Annotated in this window: 20 protein-coding genes, 1 tRNA gene and 2 pseudogenes; 17 read left to right on the plus strand and 6 right to left on the minus strand. The window is 44.8% G+C overall.

The genetic code is table 11. The annotated features are described in order from the left end of the window. Positions 1 to 394: 394 nt before the first annotated feature. The 7 genes from ltaE to M3212_RS00140 all read left to right on the plus strand — a co-directional run bounded on the left by ltaE (position 395) and on the right by M3212_RS00140 (position 5,636). Positions 395 to 1,417: a low-specificity L-threonine aldolase gene (gene ltaE / locus M3212_RS00110; RefSeq protein ID WP_251191904.1), complete on the plus strand. Its 1,023-nt coding sequence runs from the start codon at positions 395 to 397 to the stop codon at positions 1,415 to 1,417. Between the two features lie 452 nt (positions 1,418 to 1,869). Continuing rightward, positions 1,870 to 2,607, plus strand: a complete 738-nt coding sequence (locus M3212_RS00115; protein WP_434084026.1) for a GTP pyrophosphokinase — start codon at positions 1,870 to 1,872, stop codon at positions 2,605 to 2,607. Positions 2,608 to 2,626: 19 nt separating this feature from the next. After that, positions 2,627 to 3,052, plus strand: coding sequence for a PH domain-containing protein (locus tag M3212_RS00120; protein WP_251191905.1), 426 nt, complete (start codon positions 2,627 to 2,629; stop codon positions 3,050 to 3,052). Positions 3,053 to 3,156: 104 nt separating this feature from the next. Next, positions 3,157 to 3,229: transfer RNA gene (locus M3212_RS00125), tRNA-Val, on the plus strand. Positions 3,230 to 3,385: 156 nt separating this feature from the next. Continuing rightward, the gene (locus M3212_RS00130) at positions 3,386 to 4,723 is read left to right on the plus strand and encodes a PepSY-associated TM helix domain-containing protein (RefSeq protein WP_251191906.1); all 1,338 of its coding nucleotides are present in this window, start codon (positions 3,386 to 3,388) and stop codon (positions 4,721 to 4,723) included. A gap of 38 nt (positions 4,724 to 4,761) precedes the next feature. Beyond that, a complete protein-coding gene (locus M3212_RS00135; protein WP_251191907.1) occupies positions 4,762 to 5,244 on the plus strand; it encodes a FixH family protein in 483 nt (160 codons plus the stop codon). A 227-nt stretch (positions 5,245 to 5,471) separates the two neighbouring features. Beyond that, positions 5,472 to 5,636 (plus strand): transcriptional regulator SplA domain-containing protein, encoded by a 165-nt coding sequence (locus tag M3212_RS00140; protein ID WP_434084027.1) that lies wholly within the window; start codon positions 5,472 to 5,474, stop codon positions 5,634 to 5,636. Positions 5,637 to 5,862: 226 nt separating this feature from the next. Here the strand turns inward: M3212_RS00140 and M3212_RS00145 are convergent, their stop codons facing one another. Continuing rightward, a complete protein-coding gene (locus tag M3212_RS00145; protein WP_251191908.1) occupies positions 5,863 to 6,000 on the minus strand; it encodes a hypothetical protein in 138 nt (45 codons plus the stop codon). Positions 6,001 to 6,474: 474 nt separating this feature from the next. Between M3212_RS00145 and M3212_RS00150 the strand changes: the two are divergent. Beyond that, positions 6,475 to 6,755, plus strand: a pseudogene (locus M3212_RS00150) (GrpB family protein). A gap of 285 nt (positions 6,756 to 7,040) precedes the next feature. Here the strand turns inward: M3212_RS00150 and M3212_RS00155 are convergent. Next, the gene (locus M3212_RS00155) at positions 7,041 to 7,340 is read right to left on the minus strand and encodes a hypothetical protein (RefSeq protein WP_251191909.1); all 300 of its coding nucleotides are present in this window, start codon (positions 7,338 to 7,340) and stop codon (positions 7,041 to 7,043) included. A 225-nt stretch (positions 7,341 to 7,565) separates the two neighbouring features. Here M3212_RS00155 and M3212_RS00160 point away from each other — a divergent pair. Further along, positions 7,566 to 7,841: pseudogene (locus tag M3212_RS00160) on the plus strand (GNAT family N-acetyltransferase); the annotation flags it as partial. Between the two features lie 305 nt (positions 7,842 to 8,146). On the opposite strand, the gene M3212_RS22365 reads toward M3212_RS00160, so the two are convergent. The 3 genes from M3212_RS22365 to M3212_RS00170 all read right to left on the minus strand — a co-directional run bounded on the left by M3212_RS22365 (position 8,147) and on the right by M3212_RS00170 (position 9,504). Next, positions 8,147 to 8,227, minus strand: a complete 81-nt coding sequence (locus M3212_RS22365) for a putative holin-like toxin (RefSeq protein WP_354572822.1) — start codon at positions 8,225 to 8,227, stop codon at positions 8,147 to 8,149. Positions 8,228 to 8,498: 271 nt separating this feature from the next. Then, complete coding sequence (locus tag M3212_RS00165; RefSeq protein ID WP_251191910.1) at positions 8,499 to 9,005, minus strand: ImmA/IrrE family metallo-endopeptidase; 507 nt, start codon at positions 9,003 to 9,005, stop codon at positions 8,499 to 8,501. A 148-nt stretch (positions 9,006 to 9,153) separates the two neighbouring features. After that, entirely contained in the window at positions 9,154 to 9,504 is a 351-nt protein-coding gene (locus M3212_RS00170) for a helix-turn-helix domain-containing protein (protein ID WP_251191911.1), read from the minus strand. 216 nt (positions 9,505 to 9,720) lie between these two features. Between M3212_RS00170 and M3212_RS00175 the strand changes: the two genes are divergently transcribed. From M3212_RS00175 to M3212_RS00205, 7 genes are all read left to right on the plus strand, one after another. Then, the gene (locus M3212_RS00175) at positions 9,721 to 9,924 is read left to right on the plus strand and encodes an XtrA/YqaO family protein (protein WP_251191912.1); all 204 of its coding nucleotides are present in this window, start codon (positions 9,721 to 9,723) and stop codon (positions 9,922 to 9,924) included. Positions 9,925 to 10,031: 107 nt separating this feature from the next. Continuing rightward, positions 10,032 to 10,445, plus strand: coding sequence for a hypothetical protein (locus M3212_RS00180; protein ID WP_251191913.1), 414 nt, complete (start codon positions 10,032 to 10,034; stop codon positions 10,443 to 10,445). Between the two features lie 320 nt (positions 10,446 to 10,765). Continuing rightward, positions 10,766 to 11,386, plus strand: coding sequence for a nitroreductase family protein (locus M3212_RS00185; protein WP_251191914.1), 621 nt, complete (start codon positions 10,766 to 10,768; stop codon positions 11,384 to 11,386). Between the two features lie 33 nt (positions 11,387 to 11,419). After that, positions 11,420 to 12,376 (plus strand): ring-cleaving dioxygenase, encoded by a 957-nt coding sequence (locus M3212_RS00190; RefSeq protein WP_251191915.1) that lies wholly within the window; start codon positions 11,420 to 11,422, stop codon positions 12,374 to 12,376. Positions 12,377 to 12,381: 5 nt separating this feature from the next. Continuing rightward, positions 12,382 to 12,993, plus strand: a complete 612-nt coding sequence (locus tag M3212_RS00195) for a flavin reductase family protein (protein ID WP_251191916.1) — start codon at positions 12,382 to 12,384, stop codon at positions 12,991 to 12,993. A gap of 31 nt (positions 12,994 to 13,024) precedes the next feature. After that, positions 13,025 to 13,879 (plus strand): VOC family protein, encoded by an 855-nt coding sequence (locus tag M3212_RS00200; RefSeq protein WP_434084028.1) that lies wholly within the window; start codon positions 13,025 to 13,027, stop codon positions 13,877 to 13,879. A 91-nt stretch (positions 13,880 to 13,970) separates the two neighbouring features. Next, positions 13,971 to 14,576: an alpha/beta hydrolase gene (locus tag M3212_RS00205; protein ID WP_251191917.1), complete on the plus strand. Its 606-nt coding sequence runs from the start codon at positions 13,971 to 13,973 to the stop codon at positions 14,574 to 14,576. A gap of 113 nt (positions 14,577 to 14,689) precedes the next feature. On the opposite strand, the gene M3212_RS00210 is transcribed toward M3212_RS00205, so the two are convergent. Then, on the minus strand, positions 14,690 to 15,547 hold the full coding sequence (locus tag M3212_RS00210; RefSeq protein ID WP_251191918.1) for a helix-turn-helix transcriptional regulator: 858 nt from the start codon (positions 15,545 to 15,547) through the stop codon (positions 14,690 to 14,692). 113 nt (positions 15,548 to 15,660) lie between these two features. Between M3212_RS00210 and fabF the strand changes: the two genes are divergently transcribed. Further along, complete coding sequence (fabF, locus tag M3212_RS00215; protein ID WP_251191919.1) at positions 15,661 to 16,896, plus strand: beta-ketoacyl-ACP synthase II; 1,236 nt, start codon at positions 15,661 to 15,663, stop codon at positions 16,894 to 16,896. Positions 16,897 to 16,919: the final 23 nt, after the last annotated feature.

Below are 16,919 nucleotides of genomic sequence, written 5' to 3' on the forward strand. Positions count from 1 at the left end.
GAGCCAGATGAATTAGAGGGGAAAAGCCAGAGATTAACATATGTCTGCGGTAAGTCAGATTAACGCTCTTTTAAAGCAACCGGAGTATTAGCTGGAGGAAAACAAGGTGGAAGTGGAGAAGTGTATGTGAATGGAAAAAATCGCAGCAATCAAAAGTTTTTTTGATTTAACCTCCTGAAGATGTGATAACATTGCAGCTTCGAGAGTGAAGCCGGCAATGGGGGATCTTAAAAGAACGAGATCGAAAAAGATTCGTAGAGGATGTTGCAAATAGCTATGTTACTTCAGAAGCGGCTTTGCATCATTTTGATTTTGACGTTTCCATAGTTGAAACAGATAACAATTGGAAAATAGAATCACGATTTAATCAAAAAGAAATAAAGGAGATATGGATATGATAGATTTACGGAGTGACACTGTAACAAAGCCAACTGATGCGATGCGCCAAGCTTCTTTTGAGGCTGTTGTTGGAGACGATGTCTATGGGGAAGATCCAACGATAAACAAATTAGAAGAAACTGCTGCTGAACTTGTTGGAAAAGAAGCAGCTTTATTCGTATCGAGTGGAACACAAGGAAATCAAATTTCGGCGTTAACACATTGTAAGCCAGGAAACGAAGTTATACTTGAAGCGAACTCACACATTTTTATGTATGAGGGAGCGGCATTTTCTGTTTTTGCAGGTGTTCAATCAAGACCGATTGTTGGTGATCGTGGCGCTATGAACCCGGAAGAAGTAAAAGCAGCGATACGAGGTACGGATATTCACTATCCGGAAACTGGGTTAATATGTATAGAAAATACACATAACAAAGCAGGTGGGGCGATAATCCCCCTATCAAATATGAAGGAAATATTCGAAATAGCCCGGATGAATCATATTCCTGTTCACTTAGATGGTGCGCGATTATTCAATGCTTCAGTTGCGACTGGGATTTCCTTAAAGGAATATGCAGCATGCACAGATACATTGCAATTCTGTTTATCGAAAGGACTAGGGGCACCGGTCGGTTCGATTATAGCTGGTTCAAAAGAATTTATTAGCACTGCCCGTAAATGGAGAAAGCGTCTTGGCGGTGGGATGCGGCAGGCAGGAATAATTGCTGCACCTGCTCTTATTGCCTTAACTGAGAATATGGAAAGATTAGCTGAAGATCATGACAATGCTAAAAAACTAGCAGAAGGCTTAGAGAGTGTCAAAGGTTTATCTGTGATAAATAAAGTAGAAACAAACATTGTCATGGTTGATGTTAGTAAGACGAAATACGATGCAGCGCAATTTTTAATTGAATTAAGGAATCAAGGAATTCTCGCAGGAGCTTTCGGGCCAGAAACAATTAGACTAGTCACACACTATGACGTAACCAGCAAGGATATCGAAAAGGCATTATCAAGAATACAAAAAGCTTTAAAATAAGCGTAAATGGATTTTGAACAGATTCCCGCCAAGCCTGCTAAAGGTTTATGTTTCTATATTTGCCTATTTAAAATGAAAATTACGGCTATCTTGCGTTACATTTTAGTATATACGAGTAGAGACGTCCGATTCAGGGGAAGACTTTTGTACGAAGCTCTGCCATGTAGATTCCGGTTCTCGCGTTGTAGGTTCAAGTCCTACTAAGCGTACCAAATGTACCTATCCAAAAGCATTTTTCCTCTTTGGGAGAATAGCTTTTTTTCTATTCTCCGATAATCATTGAAATACCGTCGAGAGGTCGACCGTGTTTGGCAGCGGGAGGGACGGGGTAGTAGTAAAAGAGTACGCCGTTACGGTCATCAAACCTTCCTTTTTAGAAATTGACTTTCCCTGCACAATCGCTCACAATAAGAAGTGAGTTCTACTATCATATTGAACTGGAGAGGAATAACGTGAATCCCGCCACAACAATTGATTTAAAACGATTAAAAGCCTATCGTACTGAAGCGACCCGTTTTATGATGACGTACAAATTCGCTTTAGACGAAATGAATACGAAGATTAAAATTTTGCAGGAAGAATTCCAGCTTATTCATGATTATAATCCGATTGAACATATTAGCTCGCGTTTAAAATCACCGGAAAGTATTTTAAAAAAGCTTCACCGGAAGCACTATCCAATTACATTGGAAAGCATTAAAGAAAACATAAAAGATGTCGCCGGCATCCGGATCACCTGCTCGTTTCTGACCGATATTTATCAGCTGAGCGAGATGATCCAAAAGCAGGGAGATATCAAAGTACTCGAGGTGAAGGATTATTTGCGCGATCCGAAGCCGAACGGCTACCGCAGCCTTCATCTAATCATCGAGGTGCCGGTCTACATGTCTGACCGTCAAAGCAGTGTGTGTGTCGAAGTCCAAATTCGGACGATCGCGATGGATTTCTGGGCGAGTCTTGAACACAAAATTTATTACAAATACAATAAAGAAATCCCGGAGCGCCTCCTCCTGGAACTGAAAAATGCCGCCGACCTGGCTGCCGTTCTCGATAAAAAGATGGAGGATTTGCATAAGGAAGTCGGGGAGCTGAAAGATCAGGACGACGCCGATGAGATTGAACAAATGATCAACAAAAACGAAAAAATCCATTTGCCGTCAAACTTCTTGACCTCGCTGTTTAATGATTAATCTTGCGGCAGGTGCGCCAATGAAATTCAAATCAAGAAGGGACCCGATCACAACGATTGCAATTTGGCTGACTGCCGGCTTGATCTTCCTCCCGGTGTTTACAAGGGAACTGATCAGCTTTTTCATCATTACACCGATTTGCGCCATGCTGCTCTGGTGCTGGTTCCAAACCGACTACACGGTTGAAGGTACCGAAATCGGGATTCGCTGCGGCCCTTTCCGAAAGCGTGTGCAAATCGCTGAAATCAAACGGATAGAAGCGACACGCACACTTGTTACTACTTTTTCTTTAGGGCTCTCCTTGAAACGGATCATCATTCATTACGGCGCAGGCTACTCTCTCGTCGAAATCTCGCCGCAGCAGCAAGACGAATTTATAAAAGCTGTTACGGCGATCAATCCACATATCGAACTGCCAGGACTGGCCGATCCGAAGCCCCGTTGACCGCCAGTCCCCCTCTGTGAAAAATAATGTTGACAACCTGAAGAATTTGCTGTATATTTATAAATGTCGCAGGGTAGACATCGTCAATAACAAATTACATATGCGATCTGTTAGCTCAGTTGGGAGAGCGCCACCTTGACAGGGTGGAGGTCACTGGTTCGAGCCCAGTACAGGTCATACCGCAAAACCCTTGATATTCAAGGGTTTTTTGTTTTGTCTTAAATTTCCGGATGGAGAAAACGAGTCGATTTTATTCTCTGAGGTTAAAAATGTGTTTACTTCACAGTTATTTAACACCCTTCATTTATAGTGGACTTGAATGGAGGGTGGTTTATGAATGAGTCAGAAAAAAGTAAAAAGACAAAAACTTCTATTTATCAAACAGTATGGCGTTGGCATTTCTATGCAGGAGTCATTTTTGCCCCGATTATTTTTATTCTCGCGTTTAGTGGGGGAGTCTATTTATTTAAACCGCAGATTGAAGCCTACCTTTATCAAGATTTGATAAAGGTCAACGAAGTAGAGGATACACGATTATCGTATACAGATCAAATGAATCGCGTACGTGAACAATACCCAGATGCTCAAATATCTTCTGTCACCATACCGGAAGATAAAGAACGGACAATTGAATTTGCGATCAGGGAATCAGGAGTAGCAGCATCTGTTTTTGTAAACCCTTATAATGGGCAAATTCAGGGAGCCTTGGAAAATGATCAAAAAGTAACGGAGATCTTTAAGAAACTACATAGCGAGCTTTGGATCGCAGGTACAATTGGTAACCGTATTGTGGAACTGGCCGCATCATGGGCAATCATTCTTATCGTCACAGGGTTGTATATGTGGTGGCCAAGAAACCGAAATTCTATGTGGGGAACGTTATTACCTCGATTAAACAAAAGGGGAAGGGTCTTTTGGAGAGATTTGCATGCTGTGCCAGCCTTTTGGCTATCATTATTTATTCTGATCCTGATTGCTACAGGCTTACCGTGGTCTGGAGTTCTTGGACCTAAAATTCAAGACATGGCTGCTGCACCACAATATGCATACAGCTATGGAGAGAAGCCTGAATCGGTAACGCTGACTAAAGATCTTGTTGAGGATGTGCCATGGGCAACTGAAAATTTAGACGTTCCCTCCTCGCTACCATCTACTTATTTACCTTTATCGATTGATGAAGTGGAATCATTGGTAGACGGACAAGGTTTGGCCTATCCATTTACGATCACACTACCTGTTGGTAAATTGGGCGTCTATACAGCCTCACATGTGGACTCACCAAGAAACTTAGCGACCATCCATCTGGACCAGTATAGTGGTGTCTTTTTAAGTGATGTCAGATTTGATGATTTCTCGTTCGCTGCAAAAGTAATTGAAAGTGGCATTGCTTTGCATGAAGGAAGGTTATTTGGTTGGCTCAATCAATTGTTAGGGCTTCTTACTTGTTTAGGCCTTATGCTAATTGTGGTTAGCTCATTTTTCATGTGGAAAAAAAGAAAACCACAAGGGGGCTTTGGCGCTCCTTCTCAATCCAAGAATACAAAAGTCAATATTGTTGTCTGGTTAATTTTACTTGTTTTCGGCTTTTTAATGCCGCTTGTCGGAATCTCCTTACTCGTTATGTTTATTCTCGATCAAGTGCTAAGGCCTCTACTTGTCAAATTGCGTTAGGTAATTAAGGAATATAACAAGATTAAAGGGTGAATAAGATGAAAAAGAAAGCAATTATACCTCTTATAGGCTTGATAAGCAGCTTAATCATCATAGGATGTTCGAGTGATAAAGAAAATCAGGCAAATCACATAGAGGTTCCTGAGGTCATCACTGTCAATATTAACGCCCCTGAGCAAGTTGACATTCATGAGAGGGTCCGTTTATCGACTTCTGTCTACCAGGGTGAAGAAGCAGTGGATGATGCCCGTGAAGTGATGTTTGAAGTTTGGAAAAACGAAGAAAGAGAAAGCGGAGAGCTAATCGAGGGTGAATGGACTGAAGACGGTTTATATGAAATTGACTACACATTTGAAAGTGAGGGCATTTATATTTTGCAAACACATGTAACAGCCCGTGACATGCATGTGATGCCTAAAAAAATGATCATCGCTGGTGAGGTACCAAATGAAGATATAGAAGCTTTTCTAAATTCTGGAGGACCGTCCAATGACACAGAAGAGAGTTTGCATCACCACTAAAAGTAAGAGGACTTTTCCCAGTTTATTACGCCTGACTTGCCTATATGATTAGGAGGAATCATAAAAAATAGTTCTCATCAAGGTTGTCCTTAGTTCCAGGTAATAGAAGTTATTTTATCTTTGTTAATAATGCATTTCAATTTATAAACATAATAAGTTGAACATAATTTACTCTTTTGATGGAAAACTAGGAGTAAACAATAAAGAAATAAGGTGAAATAATGAATATGGAACGAGGTTATGGACCTGGAGAAATCGTTTATATTATCATTCGCAATCCGCATGCACAAGATGTTGCCCATGTTCAGCAGGCTGCGATTGTCCAACATCCAGAACAACCTAATAAATTGGCTCTCTTCTCACATTATCAACAAATTAGTAAGAAAAGATAGCACGTGCTGATACGTTCAAGCACCATTGTTCTACTCACATTGTAAATGCCGTAGAAATAGACCTCTCCTAACGATGAACAGCTTAGGGAGGTTTATTCTATTTATTTTGTGAAAGAAGGGCGACTATTGCGGCTACTTTGAGCTCCAATTGGCGGTAGTGAAACAACTTCACACCTGGTAAGGGAGAAGATAGCAAAAAAGAAGAAGTACCGAGGAGAGTAAGTTATTAATTCGTCTGTTTTCTTGAGTTAAATAACATGCCGATTAGCAGTGCGGCGAACAAACCGATTAAAGCACCAGTATATTCATAGTTGATGTATCCGATGATCAGACCGGATGAAATCAGAGTTAGAGATAATCCCATTAAATCCCTCCTTTTAAATGAGCTTAAATTTTGGCGAATAAGGTTAAATATTCCATTCAGTGAATAAAAACATTGCCCCGCCCTTTTGCTGACTTGATGAGTCCGGCAGGTAAGTTTGAAAAAAGCTATTTCAGAAATTTACTACCTTAGCAGGATAACGTAAGAAATAATGCTTTGTGAAGCTGCTGAAATGAAGGTGAGTTCTTGGTGTGGAAAAGAAGTGGCGACCACTGACGAGAGGACTACAAATTCATTAAGGGATTTGATTAATGCTATCACAGTTGAAGGTGGAAGTCAAACTGCATAGGAAAGATATTGAAGTTTTTTTCTCGTGTATAGTTGAAATGAATGGAGGATAATCAAGAAGTGACTAGAGCCTTGATCGGCAATAAATGTTAAATAAAGGGTGGGGATGTTTTATAATGGTGAATCGTGTGATGTGCTATAGGCTATGAGCCACTAGGAGAATTGGGGATGAAAGGAAGAAGGTATTTTCGTAAAGGTGGCGAAAACAGAACCCACCAAGTCCACTTCTTTCAAGATAGTAATACATTTGAAATTGAACGGCATCTTGCAGTGCGCGATTATTTAAGAAAGAAGATATGAAGGAATATGGACGTTTAAAAGAACGGCTTGCGAGGCTGTTCCCTAAAGACATTGAGGGCTATAGTATTGGTAAAAGTGATTTTGTGCAAGAATTGGAACGAAAAGCAATTGAATGGAAACGCCAGAATCCCTTCGCCTGTACAAGCTGATTAAATTATTTTTCCGTTTTTTCTTCTATCGCCGATTTAGCCTCTTAGCCGTGGAGTAAGATGTGAGTAAGATAAGCACTTGATTAAAGAAGTTTCCAGCTTAGAAGCAATTCGTTTTACAAGGAAGCAAAAAAGAGTCCTCCTGGTCTGATACGGGTGTCAAATTGCTTGATTTGACTCCAGACACAGCTTGTAAGGAGGGCTCGGCTGATAATGTCGGCATCAATCAATCTTACCATTACACTGTAACAGGGCAAACACTCTGTTTGAAATCGGCTTAGAGGATCATTCGCTTACTTCTACGACCTCTTTCGCGAACCAGTGAATGTAGCCGCACTCTTTACAGATTAATGTTTTTGCTGCGTCATTAAGCCATTCTACATCAAAAAAAGTCATGACTCTTGTGTTGAGTAACGTCTCATCCAATTCAAATTTGTCATGCTTGCAGTGGACACATCTTACCTCGATGTCATTTGCTTTATATTTTTGCCCGATCGTTCTTCGTTTCCTTTCTCTTTCCATTTCTTCATACTTTTCTTCCCCTTCTTTTCGCAGCTCCTCTAAACGCTCTTTATTGTAATACACCAGTCAGTCCCCTTTCTTCTGCTTCGTTCTCGACTCATTTTTTCTTATTCAATACTTTCAACAAAGAAGCGTGCCAATCCTTCTATCGATGAAATGGTTCCCAGTCCTGCTACTTTTGTTTGAAATGCACGAATTATGTCGAATCTATTTCATTCCAGTAGTAAAGCAGTATAATCGTACTGTATAAAAATGACTAGGGGGTTATCTCTTTGAAGAAAGTAATAGGTAGGAAACAATCGGGTTGCATTAAGGAAAATGTTTGTCGCAAAAGAGTTCAGAGGCTCAACCTATAAAACGGCAAGCTTGTTATTAGCGACGGCTATCAGCTGGGCAAAAGAACGGCAAGTCAAGGCAATTTATCTCGGCACGACGCCGCAGTTTTTAGCAGCTCACCGATTTTACGAAAAAAACGGCTTTATGAAAGTCGTCCCTGATGATTTGCCTGAAACATTTCCACTGCTGCCTGTCGACAAAATGTTTTATCAATTGGAGCTTTCCTGAATGGAAGTAAACAAATGTAAAGGTTGAAATTGCGACAGTATGAATACCGCCATAAGCTTTCACCCCCATTCGGCAGGGAATGAGCCAGATCGCCCTTGTACAGGAAGAGCTTATTAGAGGATGAAAAATGACTTTAGGAAAATGGTGGAATATGTTATAATGGCGTTAATTAAGAGTAAGCTAAAAAAAGACCGCAAGTGCGCGAACACTTCCGGTCATGTACAACAGTTGCTCAGTAAAGAGCGGCTGGCTCCATAATCTGATGAAATAGACCATCCCGTAAGTTTCTGAGGCTCAAGGGAGGTCTATTTCTGTTTATCTTGCGACAGTATGGCGACAAGAACGCCAAAAGCAATCATCAATGTAAGTGCTTCGTATACTGTCATTGGCCTCACCCCCTTTCGGCAGGGGATGAGCCAGACCGTCCTTGAGAGAGCCTATCCTATTGTACAAGAAATAGTATACCACGAAGTCCCCCTTTTTTGGCGAACATTTCCAATACTAAGATCGACTTTTAAGACATTTCTGCGAAGCCTGCTCTAATCGTTCAATCCCATTTTTTTTGAGTCTGAATTGGGTCGGCTGAAGGTAAAACAAAGGTGTGATGTTTTTCAGAGCCTAATGTTTCGCCCGGTGCGAGCGGGAGTCGAATTATTACTAGTCAAGATAGTTATAATCCGCTCGCCTCTCCCTGATTCTTGCAACCGAGCTATAACTGATCCGCTCGAGCCGATCCTGAGCAAGCTGTCGTGTCACCCGAAACGTGTCAGCGAGATTGACGATAATATCGGGGTCACGCAAATCAAATGCCGGCAGCATATGATAGGGAATTGCCGCATAGCGGGTGAAATTGCGCGAATCAAATTCCTGCAGCTCCTGAAAGGCCGCCGGCATCATCCCCGCTTGCCAGCCGGCATGGCGGATCAGATGGCACAGCTCATGAAAGAACGCCTCATGCTGCTCCGCGGATGACAGGCGGGAATCGATCGTAATCGAGCGAAACCGTCCATTTTCATAGGACATCGTTTTCACATCTTTATAGTAAAGAAAGACTCGAAAAAAGCGGGCCAGCCTTTTGACATCAATGTCAGCCGGTTCATTTACACCAAGCGAGAGATACAGCTTGGAGACCCAGCTTTCTAACGGCGTTGGATAGTAGTTCATCAACGTCACCTCTTGTGCCAATTATACAAACATGTGTTCGCTTTGTAAACAAAAAAAGAGAAGGAGCAGTCACTCACACTGAAAAAGAGTGGCTGCCGCCACGGCTTGCTCTTAACTCTCACAGATCAAACCCTCTTTAAGGAAATGCTTATTCCGTTTCTTCTCTATTGACTTCTTTAGCCTTAAAGCGCAGAAATTCGAGGTGCTTTTTCAGCTCTTCTGCTTCTTCCGGCGTGATGTTCTCCTCATCCAGAAAAAATAAATTTTCCTGGCTTGAAGCCGGAGTCAAAATGCTTGTCGGTTTGTCGGTGCGGCCAAGCAGGTAGTCGACCGATACGGCGAAAAAGTCGGCAATACGCTGCAAGGTGGCCGTGTCAGGAGTTCTGTTGCCATTTTCATATCCGGATACGGATACTTTCGTGACGTTGATTTCCTGTCCTAATTGCTCCTGGGTCAGCTGTTTGCTTTTACGCAATGCTTTTAGCCTCTGCGGGATCATTTGGATCCTTCCTCCAATCTAGTTTCTCATATTCATTATAAATTAACTTGCTGTTAACGTAAAGGGAACGAAGGAAAAGTGTGCTCTTCATAGTTTCATCAGGTCCTCATACTAAACTAAAGGAAATTTATTGGTTGACAGTTAACTTGATGTTAACTATACTTGTTGTTAACACCAGGTTAATTTTATGTGAGATTAAAGATGGGAGGGAAGAAAATGAGGCTGAAACCGGTGGAAGCCGATTCTTTATCTGGCGGCCAGCTACTGATCAATGTTGAAGAGCAGGACAAGCCATTCGTAATTGTGGTCTCAGAGGGTCGCGCGCGGATGACCGTGCTTCCGGATCATGGGGAAACAAAGGTTGTGACCTATCAGGGCAAGGTGAAAAGAGTTAAGTTTGATGAAGGGGAAGACTTTTAAATAAAGTCGTTTAATTCCTATCATTTGTTCTACCAGTACACTGGAGGACATCATGTGATGAAGCATTCATTACATGATGTCCTCTTTTATTTTTAAAGGAGGAAATGATGAAGAATCATCAACGATCAGTGGAGTATTGCCGCAACTGTCTATGGCGATTGGATGGGCGGGTATGTCCGTTGCAGTTGAGGAGCAGGGCACCAACTGCCATTGAGAAAAAAGAGAGAGAGAAACTAAAAAAGGTAATCGGCGTTCATGAATCGCGCCTACGTATCCTTGAACAAGACAGACAAGAGCAGAAACGATTAAACAGCGAGCTGAAGCAGGAGTTAGCAAGGGTAACGAAACACGGTACTCAGGAGGAGTGCCCACAAAGGTTGCTATACGACTTGTTAAAAAATGAACTAAGCGAGCAGGAGCAAAAACGCTTTTATCAACAACAAGCTTTGAAGCTGATTGAAATTCTCTTTAGAAGTGGAGGAGTAATCTATTTACTGATTGATAGCTTCCTTAATCGGTAGAAGCTATAGCAAAAGGCTAACGCGCCGCCAGTCTCTAAGCGTGGGAATTTCTACGACCTGTTAAAGCCCGTTGTGAGGGGACAACGGGCTAGCGGCGAGTGAAGCCTGTTATTAGTTATGTCTCACCTTTGTTATAAGTAAGAACCCTCGAAATAAAAAAGTTGACAAAAGAATTCCACCTGTTATATAATTACCTCGAATTCGAGATAAGTACATATCTTTATAGTACCTCCATAAAAGAGAATTTTTTTAAAATCAGATATCTCGAATTGATAATATATCAATTTGTGATAAAGGGTGGATGAAAGGATGAGGGGAAGATGACAGATTTTAACCAATTGGTCAAGGAAAGACGTTCTGCGGGTAATTTTTTAGCGGATAACCCGATTACAAGGCAGGACTTAGATGCGATTTTTGATATAGTGAAGCTGGCACCTTCCGCGTTTAATCTTCAGCATACAAATTATGTAGCCGTGATCGACTCGGCGACGAAAGAGAGGCTGCAGCAGGCCGCGTTTGGGCAGCATAAAGTGATCAGCTCCTCGGCTGTGATTGCCGTTCTTGGTGATAAGCAGGCATTCCGGCAGGCGTCGGAAATCTATGAAGGCTTGAAGCTGCTTGGTATTGTCAGCAAGCAGGAATACGAGCAGATGGTGCAGGATACGGTTTCGTTTTATGAAACGAGAGGGACGGCGTTCCACCGGGACGAAGCGATACGGAATGCCTCGCTATCAGCGATGCTGTTTATGCTGGCGGCAAAGGAAAAAGGCTGGGATACATGTCCGATGATCGGCTTCGATCCTGAGCAGGTGAAGGACGTGCTGAACATCGATGATCAATACGAGGTGGTCATGCTGGTTACAATAGGAAAAGAAAAAAGAGAAAGCCGCAGACCACGGGGCTACCGCAAGCCGGTCAGTGAATTTGTGAGCTACATATGAGCCAAAACCTAAATTAAATTGGAGTGAGCAGGTATGCCGAAAAAAACAAAAGGGATTCATCACATCACGGCGATTGTCGGGCATCCACAGGAAAATGTTGATTTTTATGCAGGCGTGCTGGCGCTGCGTTTAGTGAAGAAAACAGTGAACTTCGATGATCCGGGGACGTATCATTTGTACTTTGGCGATGAGGGGGGACAGCCGGGGACGATTATGACCTTTTTTCCGTGGCCGAATGCACAGCGCGGGAAAATTGGCGCGGGTCAGGTGGGGGTCACGGCGTTTGCTGTACCACAGGGAGCGCTCGGATTTTGGGAAAAGAGACTCAAGGCGTTCAAGATAGCTTTTTCGAAAGCAGAGCGCTTCGGTGAGGTATATGTGCAGTTTGAAGACCGGCACGGCCTACCATTAGAATTGGTGGAAAGAGAAGAAGGGGCGATCAATACGTGGCAGTTTGGCGATGTCACTCCAGAGGTCGCGATTAAAGGCTTTGCCGGTGCGACCTTATTGTCGAAGCAGCCGGAGCAAACAGCCGAATTGCTTGAGCGTGAGATGGGGCTGGAGAAAGTAGCCGAAGAAGGCGAGATGATCCGGTTCCGGGCAACCGGTGAAATTGGCAATATCATTGATCTAAGAAAGAGCGTCCTACCAGGTGGACAAATCGGGGTAGGAATGGTCCATCATATTGCCTGGCGGGCAGAGGATAACAAGGATCAGCTTGATTGGAAGAAACTGCTGGAACATTCCGGCTACCGGGTCACGCCGGTTCGGGACCGCAACTATTTTAACGCGATCTACTTCAAGGAATATGGCGGTATTTTATTTGAAATTGCTACTGATCCGCCAGGGTTTGCTCATGATGAGTCGCTGGAGACGATGGGCGAGAAATTAATGCTGCCCGCTCAGTATGAGCCCGATCGGGAGAAAATCGAGCAAATTGTGCTACCATTTAAGGTGAGGCAGGTAGACTTCATTATTCGAAAGGACTGATCGTATTGCTTTCAATTGATCCAGCAGGAAATAGCGAGAAAGACAATTATAAGCTGTTAACAGGCGGGATAATTCCAAGACCAATCGCGTTTGTGACGACACTATCGCCGGAGGGGACGGTTAATGGGGCGCCGTTTAGTTTTTTTAATGTTGTCTCATCCAGTCCACCAAGAATTTCCTTGGCGATTCAACGGGCGGCAGGGAAACAGAAGGACACAGCGAGAAACATAGAAGCTGTTGGCGAATTTGTCATCCATCTTGTCGATCAGCAAAATGTCGGGCAAGTTAATCAAACAGCAGCAAGTCTGCCGTCCGATCAAAGCGAAATTGAGCTGGCAAAGCTGACAGCGGTGAATAGCGTAAAGCTTACCGTTCCGGGCGTGAAAGAAGCAAAGATGAGGCTGGAGTGTGTGCTGGAGCATCGATTGGAGCTTGAAGGAGCGGAGGGGACGACAGGCTGTGATTTCATTATCGGCAAGGTTGTCCACTTTCATATAGCAGAGGAAATTTATGAAAACGGCCGAATTGATCCGCACGGCTTAGGTGCCGTCAGCCGCCTGGCCGGTCAAGATTATGCGGAGATTGGTGACATTTTTTCGATAAAAAGACCTCAGTAATGGTCGTCTGAATGGAACTGGAGTGGGTAAGATGCTAGAAACGGCGGGGATTCACCATATATCAGCAATGGTCAACGATGCGCAGCGGACGGTTACTTTTTACACGGGGATTTTAGGAGTAAGGTTAGTGAAAAAGACGGTCAATTATGCCCGGCCGGACGGCTATCATCTTTATTTTGGAAATGATGCAGGTGAACCCGGCAGCATCATCACATTTTTTCCGTCGGCTAACCAGCTGAGAGGGCGGATTGGCACAGGTCAGGTCGGAGGGATCAGCTTTCAAATCCCTGAGGGAGCATCAACGTTTTGGGAAAAGCGCTTAGCCAGGTTTCAAATTGCCTTTACGACCTCACTCCGTTTTGGCGAAAGGTATATTAAGTTCGACGATCCGGACGGTCTGCCGATTGAATTGGTTGAACAAAGAGAGGGGCCGCGCGATCTGATGGGCTTTGGTCCGCTTGATCCGGAGGTGGCGATTACCGGTTTAGCCGGGGCGACGCTACTGTCACGCCAGCCGGAGCAAACAGCCGCTATGCTTGAAGGGGTGTTAGGCTTGAAAAAATTTGGCCAGGAGCGCGACGTTCTCCGCTTTCAAGGGGGAGCAGAAGCCGGAAATCGTATTGACATCGATCTTACTGCCGAAGTTCGAGGGCTGATGGGAGCCGGTACGATTCATCATCTTGCCTGGCGACGGGCGATGAAGCTGCGCTTAATGACTGGCGGACGCTCCTTAACGACAGAGGCTATCATCCGACGGAGATTCATGACAGGACTTATTTTAAAGCACTTTATTTTCATGAGGGTGGTGGCATCCTATTTGAAATCGCCACTGACTCTCCTGGTTTTACTGTCGATGAGCATAGGGATAAGCTTGGTGAAAGGCTGATGCTGCCTGCATGGCTGGAAGAAAAACGAGAAGAACTAGAACAACGATTGCCTCCAATTGAGGTTCGCAAGCTGGAAGGGAGCTAAACAGGATGAAACATATTTTTCAAAAAGGAAAAGATCAAACAAAGCCGACATTGCTTTTGCTGCACGGAACAGGTGGAAATGAAAATGATTTGCTGCCGCTTGCCGGAATGATTGATGAGGATGCGTCTGTGTTAAGTGTACGGGGAAATGTGCTGGAAAACGGCATGCCGCGTTTTTTTCGCAGACTGGCAGAGGGCGTTTTTGATGAGGAAGACTTGATTTTCCGCACGACGGAGCTGAAGCAATTTCTTGATCAGTCAGCGGAGCAGTATCGCTTTGACCGGCAAAATGTGGTTGCGATTGGGTACTCGAACGGAGCGAATATCGCCGCGAGCTTATTGTTTCACTATCAGAATGCGTTGAAAGCGGCAATTCTTCATCATCCGATGGTGCCGCGAAGAGGAATCGAGCTGCCCGATTTGAACGGGACATCGGTCTTTATCGCCGCCGGCACGAATGATCCGATTTGTGCACCGGAAGAATCGACTGAGCTGCAGTCATTGTTGGAGAAGGCCAATGCGTCGGTCAAGCTTCATTGGGAGGATCGCGGTCATCAATTAACCGCTGCCGAAGTAGAAGCCGCCGCTCAATGGTACCGTGAATTATCATAGGGAACAAGGGGTTGGGCCAAAAGGGAGTTTATTACCTTGGTCCGGCCCCTTGATTTTGTGCCGCGATCAGTTTGATGACAAGGACTCCTACTGCTCGAGTCACAAACCTGTCCTCAGCCTTTGGCGGCAAGTTCATTTCCATTCATCAAGCGCTTCAGCTTCTTCTCGGTTCCCGTGTTTTCAACAGGGGTGTAGACACTGCATCGTACATCATGATGGCCCTGGACTTGCAAAGAGGTCAGATTGAAAACCATTTTCCCGGCCTTGGCATGACGGAATTCAATTTGAATGTCCGGCGCCGAGCTGACTTCGCTTTCATTCCACAATTGCCGGAACTCCGGATAGTCGTTTTCCATTTCTTCAATGAAATCAATGTACCAGTGATCAGCAACATATTGCCCGTAATACGTCCGGAAAATCGCGATAAACCCTCTGACGAATTCGACCCAGTTGACTGCCAGGCTTCTGAATTCCTTACGCGCAAACAGCAGCCGGATCAGGTTTCTTTCCGTTGGCGGGATTTGCGCGAAATCGAGAAACACATTGGCCGCAGCCTCATTCCAGCCGACGATAAAGCAGCGACGGTCGGTGATGATCGAAGGACAGTTTCTGAGTTCCTGAAGAATTTTTTTCAGGGGGGGATTGATCTGAATCTCTTCCGGGGCAGCGGTCGCGCGCTCCATCCCTTCTTCCAGCGCTAGGCCATACAAATATTTCTTTTCATCTTTATTCAATTGCAGCGCTGCTGAAATGCCTTCTAACACAGAGGTGGAGACATGAATATCTCGTCCTTGCTCGAGCCATGTATACCACGTCGTGCTGACGCCAGCCAGCTGGGCAACCTCTTCCCGCCGCAGCCCCGGGGTTCTGCGGCGAATGCCCGTTGGCAGTCCGACCATTTGCGGATTGAGCTTGGCCCGTTTTCCTTTTAAAAATTCAGACAGTGCTTGCAGTCTTGTTTCTCGATTCATCGCTGTTTCCCTCCCATTCGCTTATGATGGTACTTATTATACTATGATAAACAACAACTTGTAATAGGATAGTAACACGGTAAAATAAAGAAAACGTGATGGGAGGCTGGGAAATGAAAAGAGTTGTGATTACCGGAATGGGGGTCATCTCGCCCCTTGGTCATGATGTCGAGACGTTCTGGCACCACTTAGTTAAAGGGAAATCAGGTATTTCACCGATTGATACATTTGATGTGTCTGACTCGAAAACAAAAATTGCCGGTCTTGTGCGTGACTTCAATCCGGAAGAACGGTGGGGAAGAAAAGAAGCGCGTCGGCTCGACCGGTTTGTACAGTTTGCCCTTGCAGCGGCTGAATCCGCTTTGGACGCGGGACGGTTCCGACCGGAGGAGGTAGACCGTGAGCGCTTTGGCGTGTTCGTCGGCTCGGGGATCGGCGGAATTCAGACGTTTATTGATAATGTCAATTTATTAAATGAACGTGGTGCCGGACGGGTCAGCCCGCAGCTTGTGCCGATGATGATCGCCAACTCGGCTGCGGCGCAAATCAGCATAATGGTTGGCGCGCATGGTCCTTCGATGTCTCCGGTAACGGCGTGTTCGATCGGCAATACGGCAATCGGCGAGGCCTATCATACGATTCAAAACGATGATGCCGATATGATGCTCGCCGGTGGAACGGAAGCGGCGATTACGAATTTATCGCTGGCCAGTTTCGGAAATGCGAAGGCGCTCTCAACAAGAAATGAGGAGCCGGAGGCCGCCAGCCGGCCGTTTGATGCGGAAAGAGACGGGTTTGTGATGAGCGAGGGTGCCGGCATATTGCTGATGGAATCCTATGAGCATGCGTTGAAGCGTCAGGCGCCGATTTTAGCAGAGGTGATCGGATACGGGGCCAGCTCCGACGCTCATCATATGGTCGCGCCGCATCCCGAAGGAAAGGGCGCTTATTTAGCGATGAAGCGCGCGCTGAAGAAAGCAAAGATAGCCGCGGCTGATATTGATCTGATTAGCGCTCATGCGACAAGCACAGCGGCGGGCGATCAGGCGGAGACGATGGCGATCAAGCAGATGTTCGGCGATGCAGCCTATCAAATACCGGTTACGGCCAATAAGTCGATGCTCGGCCACATGCTCGGCGCGGCAGGAGGTGTGGAGGCGGTTGCCCTCGTCAAAAGTCTTCAGGAAAATCTCGTCCCGCCAACGATCAACTTACAAAATCCGGATCCAAGCTGCGATTTAGATTATGTTGCAGAAGGAGCGCGGCAGACGCCGCTTTCCATCGGCCTGTCCAATTCATTTGGGTTTGGCGGTCATAATTCCACGATTATTTTAAAAAAATTTGAGTAGAGAGCGGACAGTCGAAAGAGAAG

Origin of the sequence: Halalkalibacter oceani (assembly GCF_023715705.1) — a bacterium.
Classification (GTDB): Bacteria; Bacillota; Bacilli; order Bacillales; family Bacillaceae_D; genus Halalkalibacter; species Halalkalibacter oceani_A.